This window comes from Chitinophaga sp. GbtcB8 (assembly GCF_019091455.1).
GTDB lineage: Bacteria > Bacteroidota > Bacteroidia > Chitinophagales > Chitinophagaceae > Chitinophaga.
This window is the reverse complement of record NZ_JAGXJN010000019.1, coordinates 70,888-87,753: the sequence shown is the minus strand read 5'-3', so window position 1 is coordinate 87,753 and position 16,866 is coordinate 70,888. Positions and strand designations below refer to the sequence as shown.

General features: G+C 48.9%; 12 protein-coding genes and 1 tRNA gene. 5 read left to right on the top strand and 8 right to left on the bottom strand.

Features of this window, described 5'->3' with window-relative positions:
- Positions 1-196: 196 nt before the first annotated feature.
- Together KVT36_RS17500 and KVT36_RS17495 are read right to left on the bottom strand one after the other, a co-directional pair.
- Positions 197-1,327, bottom strand: a complete 1,131-nt coding sequence (locus KVT36_RS17500; RefSeq protein WP_217604754.1) for an RtcB family protein — start codon at positions 1,325-1,327, stop codon at positions 197-199.
- Between the two features lie 124 nt (positions 1,328-1,451).
- Positions 1,452-2,498: a YafY family protein gene (locus tag KVT36_RS17495; protein WP_217604753.1), complete on the bottom strand. Its 1,047-nt coding sequence runs from the start codon at positions 2,496-2,498 to the stop codon at positions 1,452-1,454.
- A 312-nt stretch (positions 2,499-2,810) separates the two neighbouring features.
- Here KVT36_RS17495 and KVT36_RS17490 point away from each other — a divergent pair.
- From KVT36_RS17490 to KVT36_RS17475, 4 genes are all read left to right on the top strand, one after another.
- Positions 2,811-2,928 (top strand) — tRNA-OTHER (locus KVT36_RS17490).
- Positions 2,929-3,011: 83 nt separating this feature from the next.
- Entirely contained in the window at positions 3,012-4,865 is a 1,854-nt protein-coding gene (locus tag KVT36_RS17485; protein WP_217604752.1) for a hypothetical protein, read from the top strand.
- A 26-nt stretch (positions 4,866-4,891) separates the two neighbouring features.
- On the top strand, positions 4,892-5,245 hold the full coding sequence (locus KVT36_RS17480) for a hypothetical protein (RefSeq protein ID WP_217604751.1): 354 nt from the start codon (positions 4,892-4,894) through the stop codon (positions 5,243-5,245).
- Positions 5,246-5,286: 41 nt separating this feature from the next.
- On the top strand, positions 5,287-6,714 hold the full coding sequence (locus KVT36_RS17475) for an RtcB family protein (RefSeq protein ID WP_254640064.1): 1,428 nt from the start codon (positions 5,287-5,289) through the stop codon (positions 6,712-6,714).
- A 145-nt stretch (positions 6,715-6,859) separates the two neighbouring features.
- On the opposite strand, the gene KVT36_RS17470 is transcribed toward KVT36_RS17475, so the two are convergent.
- Together KVT36_RS17470 and yiaK are read right to left on the bottom strand one after the other, a co-directional pair.
- Positions 6,860-7,543: a dihydrofolate reductase family protein gene (locus KVT36_RS17470; RefSeq protein WP_217604750.1), complete on the bottom strand. Its 684-nt coding sequence runs from the start codon at positions 7,541-7,543 to the stop codon at positions 6,860-6,862.
- 55 nt (positions 7,544-7,598) lie between these two features.
- Positions 7,599-8,585 (bottom strand): 3-dehydro-L-gulonate 2-dehydrogenase, encoded by a 987-nt coding sequence (yiaK, locus tag KVT36_RS17465; RefSeq protein ID WP_217604749.1) that lies wholly within the window; start codon positions 8,583-8,585, stop codon positions 7,599-7,601.
- Between the two features lie 106 nt (positions 8,586-8,691).
- On the opposite strand from yiaK, the gene KVT36_RS17460 reads away from it, so the two are divergent.
- Positions 8,692-9,846, top strand: coding sequence for an MFS transporter (locus KVT36_RS17460; RefSeq protein WP_254640063.1), 1,155 nt, complete (start codon positions 8,692-8,694; stop codon positions 9,844-9,846).
- Here KVT36_RS17460 and KVT36_RS17455 read toward each other — a convergent pair.
- The 4 genes from KVT36_RS17455 to KVT36_RS17440 are packed head-to-tail and all read right to left on the bottom strand — an operon-like array spanning position 9,791 to position 16,855.
- A complete protein-coding gene (locus tag KVT36_RS17455; RefSeq protein WP_217604747.1) occupies positions 9,791-11,392 on the bottom strand; it encodes an IPT/TIG domain-containing protein in 1,602 nt (533 codons plus the stop codon). The two genes, KVT36_RS17460 and KVT36_RS17455, sit on opposite strands and share 56 nt — an antisense overlap.
- Positions 11,393-11,404: 12 nt before the next feature.
- Positions 11,405-12,100: a fasciclin domain-containing protein gene (locus KVT36_RS17450; protein WP_217604746.1), complete on the bottom strand. Its 696-nt coding sequence runs from the start codon at positions 12,098-12,100 to the stop codon at positions 11,405-11,407.
- A 10-nt stretch (positions 12,101-12,110) separates the two neighbouring features.
- Positions 12,111-13,601 (bottom strand): RagB/SusD family nutrient uptake outer membrane protein, encoded by a 1,491-nt coding sequence (locus KVT36_RS17445; protein WP_217604745.1) that lies wholly within the window; start codon positions 13,599-13,601, stop codon positions 12,111-12,113.
- A 20-nt stretch (positions 13,602-13,621) separates the two neighbouring features.
- Positions 13,622-16,855 (bottom strand): SusC/RagA family TonB-linked outer membrane protein, encoded by a 3,234-nt coding sequence (locus tag KVT36_RS17440; RefSeq protein ID WP_217604744.1) that lies wholly within the window; start codon positions 16,853-16,855, stop codon positions 13,622-13,624.
- Positions 16,856-16,866: the final 11 nt, after the last annotated feature.

Genomic DNA, 16,866 nt, shown 5'->3' with positions numbered 1-16,866 from the left:
AGGCACTTGAAATAAACAGATCTTTTAAACGGCTATACGATTCCACCAGGTACATGGATAAAAAGATACTTTAAAATGGCTCTCCATTCATTTCAAACCAGGTTGTAAAACGCTCTAAAAAGCAAAGCTCTCCTAAACAGAAAGTGCCTCCAAAAGCTAAACACTTTTGAAGGCACTTCAAACATAAAGGCGCCACTTAAATCTCCGTATACTTCACTGTTACAACCGGCTTAGTCTGCGTCACTTTCTTCAAATGAGGCTGATGCTTAAAAATATCCGCATCATCCTTGTACGCAAAATCAAACTCCTGGATATACCCATGCGGAAAATCCCCGCTCCGGTTCAGCAGCTCCGCAAATTGTGCTTTGTAAGCTTTGCGCTCCTTTTCCTTTAATACGGTTTTCCAGTATTTCATGGCGTCAAACCTGGACAATCGCCGGCCGGCGCCATGGGAGCAGGAATAAAGCGCCGCTTCAGCCGCGGGCTGTGAAGCGGTTTGCACCAGCAGGCTGCCTCTGGACATAGACAATGGTATCACCACTGTTTTACCAGCTTCCAGCTCTGTACTGCCTTTGCGGTGCAGCACGTCTTTTTCAGTAAATCGCAGGTGGTTATGAATGGAATCTTCCAATACATAAGGCGTACCATTCAACATCCCCTGGTGCGCTGCGTCCTTAAAATTTGTACGCAGGTAGTTTTTGTCAATACCGCTTTTCTCACACACCAGGTAATTGGCCTGCTGTAAAAAGATCAGCGTTTTAATGCAGAAGTTCTTGCGGCGTTCATATCCAAACCCTAAGGTTTGATCATAATAACGCAGGAAACCGGCCTGCAGAAAATCCCGGTGCACATAATCCACCTCCTGACCGCAGGCGCGGGAATAATCCCGTGTTAGCTGCAAACACTCCTGGTACAGTGCAATACCCCTGTCGCGGGTACCGGTATGGCAAATGATGTACACCGCCTCGCTGTCTTCCTCAATAGACAAAAAATGATTACCACCACCCAGGCCGTCGTCTGTCATTTGCTGATGTGCAAAGTAGAGGGCCTGGAAATGCGCCTTTTTATCAAACGGTTTTAACCAGTGCGCTTTATTGATCTTCAGGTACATTACGCCGCAGCCAATGTCCTTGCCGGTGATCAGCGGGTATACGTGACCGGTGGTTTGAAACGCCACCCCTACGGGCAGCGCTTTTTCTGCACAGTAATGGATATCTGTAAAAGCGGAAATGGCATTTACAAACGGCCGCTGTGCATACTGCTGTAATTGCGTCATAGCATTTTGCTCAATGCTATTGGCATCGCAATAAAATGCAATAGAAGTCATGTTCTTTAATTTGTATAAAAAAGATTAGATCCTGGGGCTTGGTAGGAACATCTGCCCCTTGCAGAGATGTCAGCAGCCGAAATTTTTCGGAAGTGCAAAACTATGAAAAATTGTACAAAAGCAATCATCCCTCCAGGTCACCCTCATCCTTCCCGTCCGGCCTGTATTTTCCTCTCGCCATATCCAGCCGTTTCCGGATCTTCCCTGCCAGCATCTTCGGCGCCAATACTTTTATATACTCCCCAAACCCTAACAGCTCCCGCTCTAATTCAAAATTCAGCACCACATCAATCCTTATAATAATACTCCCATCCGTATCTTCTTTCAGCACTTCCTGGGAATGATGGATCGGTTTTGTCAGCACATAGGGCGCATGGTATTTATCTATATGCAGGATCACTTTATGAGGGCGGTCTTTCTCCGTTTTGGTCACGCCTAACAGGTCGTCAAAATACCGGTCAAAGTCAATGCCGTCATAGGCGATGAACGGTTCTTTAGGCAGCTCCTGGAAGCCCACAATACGGTCCAGCGCCATGGTAAGCAGCAGCTTTCCTTTTTTAGACCGCGCAATCAGGAACCAGCGGTTACGATATTCTTTCAGTAAATAAGGGAAGTAAATATTTTCCTGCGCAGCAGCTGCCTTAAAAGATTTATACGTGATCAGCAAGGGCCGTTCATGCAAAATGGCCTGATACAGTGGGTTAATATGTTCCAGGCCTTTCAGCAGCCGGTTATTCTCAAACTGTATGCAGTTACGTCCTTCGTTCGTACGCCGGTACAGGTTATTTTCCAGCCGCGTGATCATCTCGCTCATTTCTTCAAAATAGCTGAACCCATTAAACTGCTTCAGGATGCCTACGATCTCTTTCATCTTCTCCACATCCGCATTATTAATAGGCGCGCTGGTAATGCTGTAGGCGGCATCGCTGTAAGTATAATATTTCTTCTCCTGCACAATAATAGGGGCATTATATCCCAGCTTGTCGCTGCGCATGATCTGGATATCCGCCTGTACGGTGCGCCGGCTTACACCGGAGGTAATGCCTTCCTGCTCATATAAAGTGTTCGCTATTTTCTCAATAAGATCTTCCAGCGTCCATTTACGGTAACGGTTACGCAAACATTCATCAATGGTTTTATAGCGCATCAGCGCCAGCTTATTTATGGACATGTGGGTTGGGTTACTATTACCGGTACCTGTTAAAATACCGGTTTATTAGTTCAGATTACCCCGTAAAAGTAATAGAACCCTTTTAATTACGCAATACACCTGCGCAGTTTAGCCGTAACCGTTGTTTCTGAAACCTAATTCAAGACTTAAATCACTATAAACCAGCTAAATAAAAAAATCTTTAAAAATATTTTCACCTGCGCAGGTGGACTGCGCACACGAGTGGCCATCTTTGTGTCATCAGGAACGGTCAAGAATGAGTTACTTCAAATTCCTTTAACGAAAAAACTCTTTCAATTATCGCCTGTAAAAGAAGCAGTAGCTCAGTTGGTAGAGCAACATCATGAAGTTTTAAAATTATCTTCAGGTCAATTAAAACTTACTCCCACGGTTAATATGTGGGTCGCCGGTTCGAACCCGGCCTGCTTCACGAAACTTAGGTCAATTGTTGCTTACTTCAATTTTTTTGGTAAAAGCAGCAGCAAAATTATCTGGTTATAAAAATTAAAAACAATGATGAATCAATTATTAACCGTTAGTATCCGCCAGCAAGCCATCTTTATTCCTGATAACGCCCTGTTACAGGAAGGTAAACGGTTAAGAACAGACACCGGTATGCTGCTGGCTAACCTGTCTAAATTAGGTTTCGGTGTTTCTGAAGATCTGTTAAAAGCATTGATCGCGACCGTACCTGCTTACCAGTTCATCATACTGGAATCTTTAAAAGAGGTGCTGGGTTTACATAAGAACTGGACCCCGCTGGTAAAGAACTGGGATATCCCTACCGGCGAATCTGAAGCAGATCATATTGCTACCTTCTTTGCTACCGTTTTACAGGCAAAGGGTGTACGCTTACCTTGTAATCATATTATACCGGAACAGGCGTTCCCCCTGCACCGTTATAACGGCTGTCCTTTCTGCGGTACACCCTTTGAATTTGGCGCCATTGAAAATTATAAACAGAATAAGGAATTAAAAGTGCTGGAATTGTGGAACCTGCAGGATGCTGCTGCTTATTTGCAGGACCTGCTAACATCCAAAACAGCATTGGATGCCACGCAGATGAACAGCCTGCAGCTATTATTGGAAATATTGCCTTTGCCGCAGGTAAAGATAGGTATAAAGGAAACGCTGATGGCCGTTGCAGATATCTTTATAAAACTGGAATGCCCGGAAAAAGCACAGGCCTTGTGGACCTCTCCAACAGATATCCTGCGCTACCTGTGGTATAAACATACCGGTTATTTACAGCTGGTAGCACCTAAAACTATAGTCAAGCGTACCGCGCGCAATAGCCGGCACATTGCCTGGCAGCAGGATAACAGTGCGCAGACACGTATAAAAAGTAAAGAAGACCTGAAGCTGAAATACACCCGTAAAGATGGATTGATGGTAGCTAACTGGTTAAACAATATGAACCTGGAACCGGTACAGATGTGTGAAATGATGCACGCTAAACGTGGAATGTGGGTACGTTTTATCCGTGCGCTGCGCCTGGCCGAATATAGCAAACGTGCCTGCTTTGAAAAGCTGCGTATTCTGATGGATAAATTCTATAAACAGGAGTATGATGTATGGCAGGCCTACGTGGAACACTACCGTCTGCGTTTTGATGCGGAAAGCACCTTTGAGCTGTTGAAAGAACGCCCGGGTTTGTTTGCACGCTCCCTGTTTGCCAACATGTTGTGGTTTGGAAGTGAGGTAACGGTTGCCGCTTTTGCAGAGATTATTGATAAAGTACCGGCCCGCCTGGTATTTACCCTGAGCATGTATGCAGAGATCTATTTTGATGCAGCTAATGAGCGTACAGTAAAACCGCTGGGAGGCGTAAGCAAAAGAGTGCCGGCCAACAAGCTGCTGGAACTGTATGCACCGGAGGAGCTGAATGTTATGAAAGAAGCCGTAGTGGATCTGTGTGTGCTGGCCGTGAAAAAACGTTTTGCCGCTATTGAAACAACCGCTAAAACCATCTACATAGATGAAAAGCTGTTTAACATACCGTTGCCGATCGGTGACCGCGGCGCTACTGTGCAGGACTTACCGTCTGCTTTAATGGGAACCCGTTTTAATGTAGAAGGTAACACTGTACGCCTGTTCATGCAATGGGGTACCGGCCTGCCGGCACAGCATATGGATATGGACCTGAGCTGTATGGTGGCTTATGCTGATAAAGCAGAACGTTGCTCCTATAGCTCGCTGGTAGTAACTGGTTGTAAACATAGCGGTGATATCCGCAGCATTCCGAATAAAATAGGAACAGCTGAGTATATAGAAATTGACCTGGATGCCCTGCAAAAGGCAGGTGCGCAGTATGTTACTTTTACCTGCAATGCCTATAGCAACGGTAACCTTACGCCTACCTGGTAGTAGGCTGGATGAACAGCCGCCACCCAATGAAGATCTCCGAAAGAACAGGCGTAGCCTATGATCCGTCTTGTGTGCAGCACCAGGTGCGTGTTACCGGCGGGCTGGATAAAGGCCTGGTATTTGGAGTGCTGGCAGTAGCTGCCAAAGAAATAGTGTGGATGGAATTGCCGTTTGATGGCCAGGTGGTACAAAACCTGGATACTAAGAACGTAACCAACATGTTAAAACGCCTGAACAGCAAATTAACCATTGGCCAGCTGCTGCGTATAAAAGCCGAAGCACAACATTTGCAGGAGCTGGAAACAGCAGATGCCGATGAAAGCTACACCCTGGAATGGGCGCGTAACACCGCTGCAGTTACTAAGCTGCTGGTGGATTAGTAACCACCATTTTTATCAACAACTTTAAATGACTAACAATCATGAAAAGAACTATAAGCGGTAAAGATCTTTTAGCCATTGGTTACCCACAGGGACGTGCGTTAGGCGCTGCACTGGAATTGCTGCAGCAGCCTGCCATGGCCGCTATGGAAACTGCCGCTGCACTGGAGCTGTTAAAAGCAGTGAAAGAGCAGCCGGAAAATTACCTGGACCATGAAACGCTGGAAGTTTTGGCCACTATTATTATTGAAGATGCCAATGCTGCTGCAGATGGTACCATAGCGCTGAATACTGATGCAAAACAATATGCTATATACGGCGCTGCACATATAGAAGAAGGCGCCCGTAAACAAATGGCTACTGCCATGAAGCTGCCGGTAACAGTTGCCGGTGCTTTAATGCCGGATGCACACCAGGGTTACGGCCTGCCAATAGGCGGTGTGCTGGCTACCAAAAATGCCATCATCCCGTACGGTGTAGGGGTGGATATTGGTTGCCGTATGGCCTTAACCATTTTTGATATACCGGAAACGCATTTCCTGGAAAATACGGCCAAGTATAAACGTGAATTGATCGCCCATACCAAGTTTGGTGCAGGCGCGGGTTTCCACGGCCACCATAAGGCAGACCATGCGGTACTGGAACGGGATGAGTTTAACTTAACACCTTTCATTAAACAGCTGCATGATAAAGCCTGGACCCAGCTGGGAAGCTCCGGCGGTGGTAACCACTTTGTAGAATTTGGTAAAATTGAATTTACAGAGCGGGATGAAGCCCTGAACATTGATAAGGGCACTTACCTGGCATTGTTAACACACTCCGGTTCACGTGGCCTGGGCGCTACCATTGCGGGTTATTATACCCGGCTGGCAAAACAGCTGTGTAAACTCCCGCAGGAAGCCGCTAACCTGGCCTACCTGGATATGGATACTGAAGCGGGACAGGAGGACTGGCTGGCTATGAACCTGGCCGGTGATTATGCTGCTGCCTGCCATGCGGTGATACACCAGAAATTAACGCAGGCCGTTGGTGGACAGGTATTAGCTAAAATAGAGAACCACCACAACTTTGCCTGGAAAGAGATCTGGAATGGTGAAGAAGTGATCGTGCACCGGAAAGGCGCTACACCGGCAGGTAAAGGCGTAATGGGTATTATACCGGGCAGCATGACAGCCCCTGGTTTCCTGGTACGTGGTAAGGGTGAAGAGCTGTCTGTAAACTCCGCCTCCCATGGCGCCGGACGGCAAATGAGCCGTACCAAAGCAGTGCAGAACATTTCAAAAGATGACTTTAAAGCAATATTAAAGGCAAACGAAGTAACGTTGATAGGTGCCGGCTTAGATGAAGCGCCGATGGCTTATAAAGATATCAATGTAGTAATGGCTGCGCAGCAGGAGCTGGTGGCTGTAGTGGCAAAGTTCACGCCTAAAATGGTGCGGATGGCCGATGACGGAAGCCGGGAAGATTAACTGCAAAATGCAAAATCATAAATGTAAAATTTAAAATGTAAAAGTAAAATGCCGCGAAACAAGGTAGGCCCATGTTCGCGGCATTTTACTTTTACATTTATGATTTAAAATTTTACATTTTACATTCTTTTTAGCCAGCCCCACTTTATTTCACTACATCATACTTCGCCCAGATAATACTATCCTCCAATTGCTCCAGGTGTGTTAGTTTCAAAGCTACCGCCGGTAACCGGGCTGCATCCAGATCCGTATCCAGCAGCGTAGGGCTATCTGTTCCATCTGCTATGGGGTAGTAAAGCACACTGTATGCATCAATTAACCCTTCAGCATGTAAGGCCCCGTTTATTTTTCCGCCACCTTCCAGCTTTATTTTCTGAATGTTAAACAGCTTGTTCAGCTTTTCCAGCACGGTGCTGAAATTAATGTCCTGCTTACCACCAAAAATGTAAGACACGCCTTGCTTCTGCAGGTAGGCCAGGTAAGCATCCGGCACCTGTTCAGTAAGTACTGCAATTACATGGTCGCCATCAATTTCAGGGCTGTCCCATCCCAGCTTGCCATGCGCATCTACAGCTATGGCAAAGGGATCCGCTGCTGTAGTGGCCACATAATCTATCCGCTGTACTGTTTTACCTCCAGGTGCAAGAACAGGCGCTGCTATGGTAAAATGCTGCTGCATGGTAATGCGTCCGCAAAACCAGGCATCTGCTTTTTCTACCTCGCCGGTTTTTTCATATTGTGGAAAGCCTTTTGCAGCCTGGGGCCAGTTTTCCGCCTGTATCCTGCCATCAATGGAGCATAACATGTGGCAAATGATGTATGGTTTCATAATAAAATTATTTTGTGCTGTGAGAACAGGCCTTTAAAGATCAAACATTGTGCCCTTACATGGCCTGTACCTGCGCCCATATCTCCTCATTCACCAGCACGCCTTCTTTTTCACTTTGCAGGCGTTTGCGCAAAGTATTTTCACCGGGGTAGGCTATACGCCCACCCCGTGTAGCCGGTGTGCTGCCTTTGGTATACGTTAAAATTTCTTCTATTAAAGCAGCATGCAGATCGGGTTTATGCAAAGCAATGAAACACTGGGATACGCCAAACTCTTTTTTATCTGCCGTGATCTGCCCGGTGGAGCGGCCGCCGCTAAGGGCCACCAGCAGCACATCCAGCACCATAGCCAGGCCTGAGCCTTTCCAGAAACCAATGGGCAAAGCGCGTTTGTTGTTGCGGATCACTACGGGGTCCGTGGTTAGCTCCCCGTTATCATCATAACCGCCTACTACCGGCAGCTGCTCCTGTTTTAATTCATGCTCCTGCATTTTGCCATATGAGAATTGCGACATAGCCATGTCCAGCACAATATGCCCTTCTGCCCGCGGTACCGCTATCACTAAAGGATTATTGCCCAGCACCGGATCCACTCCGCCCCAGGCAGGCATACCGGCAATAGCATTGGTAAAGCAAATGCCAATACAACCCGCATTGGCTGCCTGCCAGCCATAGGTGCCGCCCCGCATCCAGTGGTTGGTGTTTTGAATGGCCACGCAGCCAATACCGTTGGCCTGCGCCAGCTCAATAGCGCGCTGCATACAGGCCGTGGCGTTATACATGCCCGCGCCCAGGTTGCCCGTCCAGGTTTCAAGAAGGCCGTTCTTTTCCAGCAGCGTGGGTTCTGCATCCGGGTGCACCAGCCCTTCTTTCACATATTGTACAAATACAGGAAAGCGGTTTAACCCGTGTGAGTGTACGCCGTCCCGGCTGTTGCTGGCAAAGATGTGGGCGCACAGAGCCGCCCTTTTTTCAGGGAAATTAAGCTGCAGTAATACTTTTCTGAACGCCTGTTCCAGCTGTGCAAATGGTATCCGTATCATAGCTTTAAATTACAAAATTAGCTACTACTTTTTTCTAGCTTTGCAGGGCCAGAAAATCAGGGAGCCCATGCACAGCCAACCATTACGTAAATCGGATACATTATTTATGTCAGCCTGCTGCGGGCTGGTGGTAGCTAACATCTATTATTGCCAGCCGCTGATACCGTTGATTGCCAAAGACTTTCACATCACGGAAAGCCGTGCCGGCCGCATTGCCTGGCTTACGCAAATAGGTTATGCCTGCGGCCTGTTGTTGCTGGTGCCTTTGGGCGATATTATGGAGCGCCGCAAGCAGATCCTTATTTGTATGGTGGCTGCCATGTTATCCTTGTCCCTGGCCGCTATGTCGCCTACTTTTTTTGTATTGCAGATAGCCAGTTTCCTGGTAGGGCTAAGCTCTATTGCTGTGCAGCTGATAATACCGCTGGGTGCGCATCTTGCTTCAGATGAAAAGCGGGGCAGCGTTATAGGCGCTATTATGGGTGGGGTAATTGTGGGTATACTGGCATCCCGCTCTGTGAGCGGTACTTTGGGCGCTATTTTCGGATGGCAGGAAATTTATTTTATGGCAGCCGGTATCTGCGCTGTGCTGTTTATATTAATGCGCCTGCGTTTTCCGCAAAGCCATCCTGCTTTTAATGGTACCTACAGCCAGCTAATGGCATCGCTGTTATATTATATCCGTACACAGCCGGCATTACGCATGGCTGCTTTCCGCAACTTTATGAGCTTTGCAGCGCTCAGCGGCTTTTGGGTAACCATGGTATTGTTCCTGTCTGCACCGCCGTTTAATTATAAAAGCTCCGTTATTGGGCTGTTTGGGCTGGCCGGAGCTGCAAGTGCCCTTGCATCGCCACTGGTGGGTAAACGCAGTGATGGCAAGGGCACACAGCTGAATATATGGATAGGACTGCTCATGGAGCTGCTTAGCTTCGTAGCATTCTATTTTACAGGCGGCAGCCTGTACCTGCTTATACTGGGCATTATACTGGTAGATGTGGGGCACCAGACCATTCAGATCTCTAATCAAACCATCATCTACTCCATAATGCCGGAAGCGCGCAATCGCTTTAACACCGTATTTATGACCAGCACTTTCATTGGCGGCGCCTGTGGGTCGGCCATTGGTATTGGTCTCTGGAATATTGGCCAGTGGCCGTTGTTCTGCATTGGCGGCGCATTAATGGTGCTGATAAATATTATTGTTACTGGTACTTTATCCGCACGATCCGGTTACATGGCCGGAAGTCAAACCTTGTAAAGCCGCCCACTGCCAGCATGGAATGGTCATCCGGTAGCTGCAGCACTTTAGTAAAAGCCGCGTTCACATCATTGGTGCCCATGTTAATACCGCCATTGGTATTATAGGTAGTATGCAGGCTGCCGTCCGGGTTTAATACCACGAAGTTATTACGCCTTACACCATTAAACGCAGTGAAGCCCCCCGATAAAAGGATCTGTCCCTGCGGCATTATACTGATGTTAAATATCCAACCCTCAGCCCCAGTACCTACCTGTAATGATGGGTCCAGGCTGCCGTCCGGCGTCAGGCGCACTATATTGGGCACCGCCAGGCCACCATAGGTGCTGAATAAACCGCTTAGAATAAACTTACCATCCGGCTGCTGCGCTACATCAAATATCTGAAAGTTCGCACCCTCGTTGCTTTTGAACGTGGGGTCAAGGCTGCCGTCTGTATTAATGCGTGCAATGCGCTGTGCGGGCTGCCCGTTATATTTGGTAAAATTACCTACGATCAGCACTTTGCCATCCGGTAGGTAAAGAGATTTATTGATGGCGCCGTTCGCGCCTTCTTTACCACGATGGTTCACCAGGTCGTAGTTGTAAGAGGTGTCCAGCGTACCATCCGGATGCAGGCGTGCCATAAAGTTCACCATGGTAGAATCAAGGTGCAGTGAATCGCCTCCCGTTACAGATACCAGGTTGTAATTAGGCTTTACATAATAACGGAAGTAACCTACTACTATCATCTTCCCATCCTGCTGCAAATGCAAACCGGTTACCACACCGGATACACCGCCTTTCAGGGCAGATACCGGCTGCACTTTGCCGGAAGGCCGCGTTATATTTTCCGTTTCCAAACCACCGGCGTTATACAGGCGTGCAATGCTGCTTACATAGGGCAGCCCTTCATAGCTGGCAAAGCTGCCGGCTACCAGGTACCTGCCATCCGGCATGGCAGCGGCTTTTACCACGGTTGCCGGTGCACCGGTATTTTTACCGTAACGGAAAGAGCGGTCAATGGTACCATCGCCGTTTATGCGTGCTACGCGGTTTACACCTCCGTCAATGTTGGCATTGTCAAAGTTGGTGAAATCGCCCACTATCAGGAATTTGCCGCCTTCAACGGGTATAATATCCTGTATATAATTATCTGCACCACGGGAGCTGGGGTACACGGTATCCGTTTCCATGGTCCCCATTACACGGAAAAAGGGACCAAAGAAATACTGCTGTCCTACCTGCGCCGTAATGTTGCCGGTGCTGGCAAAAACGGGCACTTTTACTTTTACGCTGGAATCAGTTACATCTACCAGCGTGCCGGGTTGCCCGTTGAACAGGATGGAGAGCTCCTGCTGGTGCGCCTTAAACCCTTTGCCACGGATAATGATCTCGTCATTAATATGTCCCCTGTCCGGCAATACGCCGCCTTTGCTGATGAGGATTGCCGGCGATACCGTATCCTTATAAGGGTCTTTGCCGCTGCTGGCCACATCATCCTTACTGCAGGCCTGCAGGCAAATACCGGCTATTATGATCCCTGTAAAAAATCGAAGTATTTTCATCTGGTAATGTTTTTATCTCAACAGGTATTGTTCTGCCATCCGTACAAAAGTGCCGCCCCGGAAACCAAATACATGGTTGTTGTTCAGCACATGCAGCACGCCGTTCCGGGGCTGTATGTCTGAAGTGGCGATCAGTATGGATGGATTGTTCTGGAAATTCTGCGGGTCGTAGGTTATGTCTGTTAGCCGTATAATGCGGGCCCCCACTGCTTCCACATTATTGTAGTTCTGGTAAATGAGGCCTATGTTCAGCACGTAGCCCCCATCCATTACGTAGTTAATGCCGGGATAGGCGTACACGTTAACAGGGTCTACCCGCGCAAATTGTTTGGCCAGGTATTTCCCTTTCAGCACATACATGGAAAGGAAGTACCGCCATACTTCCGGGTCTATATCCTGCAGGTGTACGGAATCTTCCACGTTGTAGTAACGGTAATCATTCAGGGCGTTCATTACTACCTTCACCGCATCGTCCGTGGGTGCAAAAAAAGTAACGGAATCGTTGTTCAGCATGTCTTTCATGCCCGCACGGTCAATGATATACGTAATGGTATCAAACCAGTAAGGCGTATTTTTCAGGTAATCATAAATGCTGCCGTCGTACTTGGGATTGGCTAAACCGCCATCCACGTAATAATCTTTTTTACAGGCGTTGAACAACAGCACCGTGAGCAGCAGCAAGCCTGCAATGGACCATAATTTTTTCATAACACAGGTTTTATCTGGACCAAAATTCATTTTGTATGATCAGGGGATTGTTCTTTACCGCACCCAGGTCTATAGGCCAGGTCCATGCGCGGCGCTGGAACTGCTCCGGTGTAAGGTAGTTCTCACACTGGTTGCGGTCCATTACACGGCCGGTGCGTACCAGGTCATAATAAAAATGCCCCTCGCCCCACAGCTCTTTAGCGCGTTCCAGGAAAATGGCATCCTGCAAGGCAGGGCCGCCACCTCCGCTGTAGTTGCGGGCGCCGGCACGGGTGCGTACCATGTTCAGCAGCGTAATAGCTTCCGCATCCTGGTTTCCCAGGTTGGCCAATGCTTCTGCACGCAGCAGCAGCAGGTCCGCATAACGGAATATCAGGAAGTTGGCGTCATAGTCGCGCGTGCTGGGATTGGATACAGAAGAGAACTTCAGGTACATGGCCGACTGTGGGTTGGCATTACTGTACGGATCATCAAACCACAGGTCAAAACGTTTGTCCGGCTCACCGGCTGGATAGATCTTATCCAGGAATAAACGTTTAGGCGTGATCTCAGAACCGAAACCGCCATACAGGTCGCCACTGCTGTGAATAATGGGCTCATGCAATACCCACTGCGCTATTAGGGAGTGGAATTGTACACCATAGTTTATGTCCAGCGACAGCTCAAAAATACCTTCCAGGGAACGGCCTTTGAAAATGGTTTGAAAGGTTTCCTTGGTGTAAGGCAGCAGCTCGTATACACCCAGGTCCATTACCTGTTTGCCCAGTGCGGCGGTTTGCTGCCAGCATTCCTGTTTGTGCGCTGCATCAAAACCGGCTTTCCACATATACATGTGCGCCATTAAAGTAAGCGCTCCGCCACGGGTAGCGCGTACTGCGCGGTTGGTGGGATCGTCGTAGGTTATGGGCAGATCCTGCTCGCAGCTGCGCAGGTCTGCTATGCAGGTATCCAGCACAGCGATCATATCTGCACGGGGCTTAATGGCCGTTTCATACGGGTCCAGCTGCAGTGGCACATCTCCGTATAGCCGTACCATATAAAAGTAGGTGAAGGCGCGTATAAAGCGGGCTTCAGCCACCAACGCCTTGCGGTCCTGCACACTAAAGGCGGGATCTTCTATACCGGGTATACGGTCTATACATAAATTGGCGGCAGCTATGGCCTTGTAAAACTGTGTCCAGTTCTTAGGACCGGCGGAGTTATCGGAGCTGCCGAGGTCACCGCCCAGCATATCATTACGGCCTAAAGCGGCCAGGTTGCGCTTGTTAAACCAGTTCCACCATCCGGCGCGGAAATCGCCTGTATTGTACAGGGTAGATTCCAGGAATTTATCCAGCAGCAGGCGGTACGCGCCGTTAATACCTTTCACCGCATCATCCTGGTTCTTCCAGAACTCACTGCCGGAGAGGGTATCCACCGGCTTTACCTCCAGGAACTTTTTGCAGGAAACAGTAAATGCCAACAAGCCAACGAGCAATCCTATTTTAAAGCGTGTTTGCATGATCTTCATCTTTTACATTGTTAGAATTGTACCGCAAAGCCCAGCGCAAAGCTGGTGGCAGAGGGGTACCCGTTAATATCATCACGGCCCAGGGAGGTCACCGTTTCCGGGTTAGGACCGGAGTAAGGTGAAAAGATGGCTACGTTATAAGCCGTGAAGTAGGTTCTGAGCATCCGTATTTTCAACCGCCGCATAAAATCCTGGTTGCGGAAAGTGTAGCTCAGCGTTACCTGGTTCAGCTTAAAGTAAGAACCATCTTCCTGGAACAGCGTTTGGTCCAGGCGGTTGGGTATTACATCCTGCCCGTGGAAAATGTCGCCTACCGCGGGGTATTGCGCATTATCACCGGGGTTCTTCCAGTAATTGATCTTGCTAAGATCATAGTAGTTCACAGGCCCTTCTGCCGTACCGGTGATATAAGTTGCATCCGGGTACTGCGCACGGTATAAACGCGCTGCCATGGCATTATTCATAATGCTGCGCTTAATAAGGTAAGAGCAGAAAATGTTCAGCGCAAAGTTGCGGTAGCTGAAGGTGTTGGTGATACCGCCTGTTATCAGCGGGTCCGGGTTACCGGTGATCACATTGTCATCAGCATCGTCCAGTGCATAATCGCCATTTACATCCCTCCAGCGGGGATCACCGCCCTGGAAATACTGGGTGCCATTACCGCGGAATGATTTGTAGCGTACGCCCCGCACAGGGTCTACCGGTACATCGCCCGTCTGGGAGTAAATGCCCTGGGTTTCATACAGGTAATTGCTAATGGGGTTACGGCCTACTTTCAGCGCCAGCTCCTCATAATAAGGGGCGCCCTGCGCCTGCCGGTAAAACTGTACGCCGCCGGGCAGCTGTGTTAGCACGCCGCGGTTATATGCGCCGTTCACACTTATCATCCATTGAAAATTCTGCTGAATGGGTGAGGAAATGGGCCGCGCAGTGATCGTAAGCTCATGCCCGTAGTTCACCACGCTGGCGCCATTTACCTGTACGCGGTTAAAACCGGTAACATCCGGCAGGTATAGATCACGGATCAGGTTAAACGATTTTTTGAAATAGGTGTCATAAATAAATTCCAGCCGCCCTTTGAACAGGCCCAGGTCTACACCAAAGTTGAACTGGTTCGATTTTTCCGGCTCCAGGGACTGGTTGGCCATTACATCAAAATTGGGCGCAATGGCCGGGCTGTTGTTATAGTTGTTATACACCTGGTAAATGCCCAGGAAGTTGGGCAGTGTAGCAGCAGCGCGGCTGTTGGAGCCATAGGTTACACGTACGGACCCATAGTCAAGCCAGTTAAAGCGGCGCATCAGGTTTTCCTTACCAAAGTTCCAGCGCAAACCAATGGCCGGGTTTTTCGTATAGGGGTTATTGATACCTGCAGAGGAGTTGCCATCCAACCGGTAAGAAAGATCTATACTATACTTGGTGCGGAAATTATAGGAAACAAAACCTGCCCAGGATAAGGCATGGTACAGGTAAGATACGCTGGTACCATTATCGTTGGTATTGCCTCCGTCATTCCAGGGGTTGCCGGGATAAAAACGGGGCGAGTAACCACGCGGCCCCCAGAAATAATCACTGGGCCCGTTGCGTACATCGCGTATGTGCTGATTATCCGTTTTAATATTCACTTCACTGAACACACTGGCATACAGGTTATGCCCTCTTTCCACATTGGCCGGGTCGCTGCTGAAATTGTAGTTAATGCCGTTGCGTGTATTCAGCTCATCATGCCGGCCCACAAAGCCATACAACAGGGTTTGGTTGTTGTTGGCAAAGGCCTGGTTAAAACGGTCGCGGGTATCTGTATAATAATCGTAAGAGGTAATGGAGTTCACGCGTATGTTATGGAAGATCTCATAATCCATATCCACAAACCCGCGCAGGTTAATGGTGTTGTTATCATCCATGTTGTTCTCATACCCGTCAAACTGCGGGTTGCCTACAAACTGGGAAGGGCCGGGCAGCAGGGAGGAGGTGAAGGCATTACCGGCGCCATTGCCTGTTAAGCCGCCGCCATTACCGCGCTGCTTTTGTCCCAGGGCGCCAAACAGCTGGGTGCTGATGCGCAGCTTTGTACTGGGCTGTATGTTCAGCTGCATGTTCAGGCTGTACTTGTCAAAACCGGTGTTCTTAATTACACCCTCGTTACGCTGGTACGCCATGTTAGCCTTGTAATTCAGCTTGGAGCTGCCCCCGCTTATCTGCACATTGTTCTGGGTATTGATGGTGGTTTGGTAAAACAATCCCTGCCAGTTAGTAGAGTTATTGTAAAAGCTGTTCAGGCTGTCTGTCAGGAACTGGGCGGCTTCCAGCCGGTCGCGCGCTTCCTGCATATTGCGGCTGTGATATAAAATGGAATTAATGCGGTATTGCCTTTCCAAAGCGCCACCCCAGGTAGGCCGCAGCTGCGGGGCCAGGTTAATGAACACACTGCTGTTCACATCAATCACCGGCGTAGGTGAGTTACCGCGCTTGGTAGTAATTACAATTACGCCGTTAGCGCCGCGGGAACCGTACAGGGAGGTGGCCTGCGCATCTTTCATGATCTCTATGGATTGTATATCATCCGGCGGTATCAGCGCCAGTGGCCCGGTGGCAGCACCTGGTTGTAACATGGATTGAGAAAAGCCGCCGTCATAATCCACCGGTACGTTATCTATTACCAGCAGCGGGTTATTGGTGGCCAGGTAAGTCTGGTCGCCGGTACCGGTGATGTTGAGCTGGGAAATACCGCGTATGGATACGGTGCCCCGGAAGCCCGGTGCGCCGGTATTGTTCTGGATATTTAAGCCGGCTACCTTACCCTGTAACAGCTCCTGCACGCTGGATACCGGCACATCCTGCAGGTCCCTGCCGGAGATCACGGCTACTGAGCCGGATACGGTTTCCTTGGTGCGTTTCTGGTAGCCCACTATCACGGCCTCTTTCAGGGAACGGTTCTCCGGTGAAAGTAGAAGGTTCAGCGTAGTTTTGTTAACCTTCAGCGTTTGATCCTTATATCCTACAAAACGGAACTGCACCATTCTGCCTTCCTGTATGGTAAAGGAAAAATTACCCTGCACGTCCGTTAAGCCCAGGCCCTTTTTGGCCTGCACATCTATGATGGTAACGCCGGGCAGCCCTTCACGGCTAATGGCATCCTGTATCCTGCCTTTTACAGTAATGGTTTGCTGGGCAAAGGCTTTGCTGCTGCAAAGCAGCAGGGGAATAAGCAGTAAGGCCAGCAGGTTGTAATAACATTTATACATACATAGTAATT

Excerpts from the sequence above, each read along its gene's own strand:
- KVT36_RS17500 (WP_217604754.1), bottom strand. The coding sequence starts at position 1,327 with ATGACTTCTATTGCATTTTATTGCGATGCCAATAGCATTGAGCAAAAT.
- KVT36_RS17495 (WP_217604753.1), bottom strand. The coding sequence starts at position 2,498 with ATGTCCATAAATAAGCTGGCGCTGATGCGCTATAAAACCATTGATGAA.
- KVT36_RS17485 (WP_217604752.1), top strand. The coding sequence starts at position 3,012 with ATGATGAATCAATTATTAACCGTTAGTATCCGCCAGCAAGCCATCTTT.
- KVT36_RS17480 (WP_217604751.1), top strand. The coding sequence starts at position 4,892 with ATGAAGATCTCCGAAAGAACAGGCGTAGCCTATGATCCGTCTTGTGTG.
- KVT36_RS17475 (WP_254640064.1), top strand. The coding sequence starts at position 5,287 with ATGAAAAGAACTATAAGCGGTAAAGATCTTTTAGCCATTGGTTACCCA.
- KVT36_RS17470 (WP_217604750.1), bottom strand. The coding sequence starts at position 7,543 with ATGAAACCATACATCATTTGCCACATGTTATGCTCCATTGATGGCAGG.
- yiaK (WP_217604749.1), bottom strand. The coding sequence starts at position 8,585 with ATGATACGGATACCATTTGCACAGCTGGAACAGGCGTTCAGAAAAGTA.
- KVT36_RS17460 (WP_254640063.1), top strand. The coding sequence starts at position 8,692 with ATGTCAGCCTGCTGCGGGCTGGTGGTAGCTAACATCTATTATTGCCAG.
- KVT36_RS17455 (WP_217604747.1), bottom strand. The coding sequence starts at position 11,392 with ATGAAAATACTTCGATTTTTTACAGGGATCATAATAGCCGGTATTTGC.
- KVT36_RS17450 (WP_217604746.1), bottom strand. The coding sequence starts at position 12,100 with ATGAAAAAATTATGGTCCATTGCAGGCTTGCTGCTGCTCACGGTGCTG.
- KVT36_RS17445 (WP_217604745.1), bottom strand. The coding sequence starts at position 13,601 with ATGCAAACACGCTTTAAAATAGGATTGCTCGTTGGCTTGTTGGCATTT.
- KVT36_RS17440 (WP_217604744.1), bottom strand. The coding sequence starts at position 16,855 with ATGTATAAATGTTATTACAACCTGCTGGCCTTACTGCTTATTCCCCTG.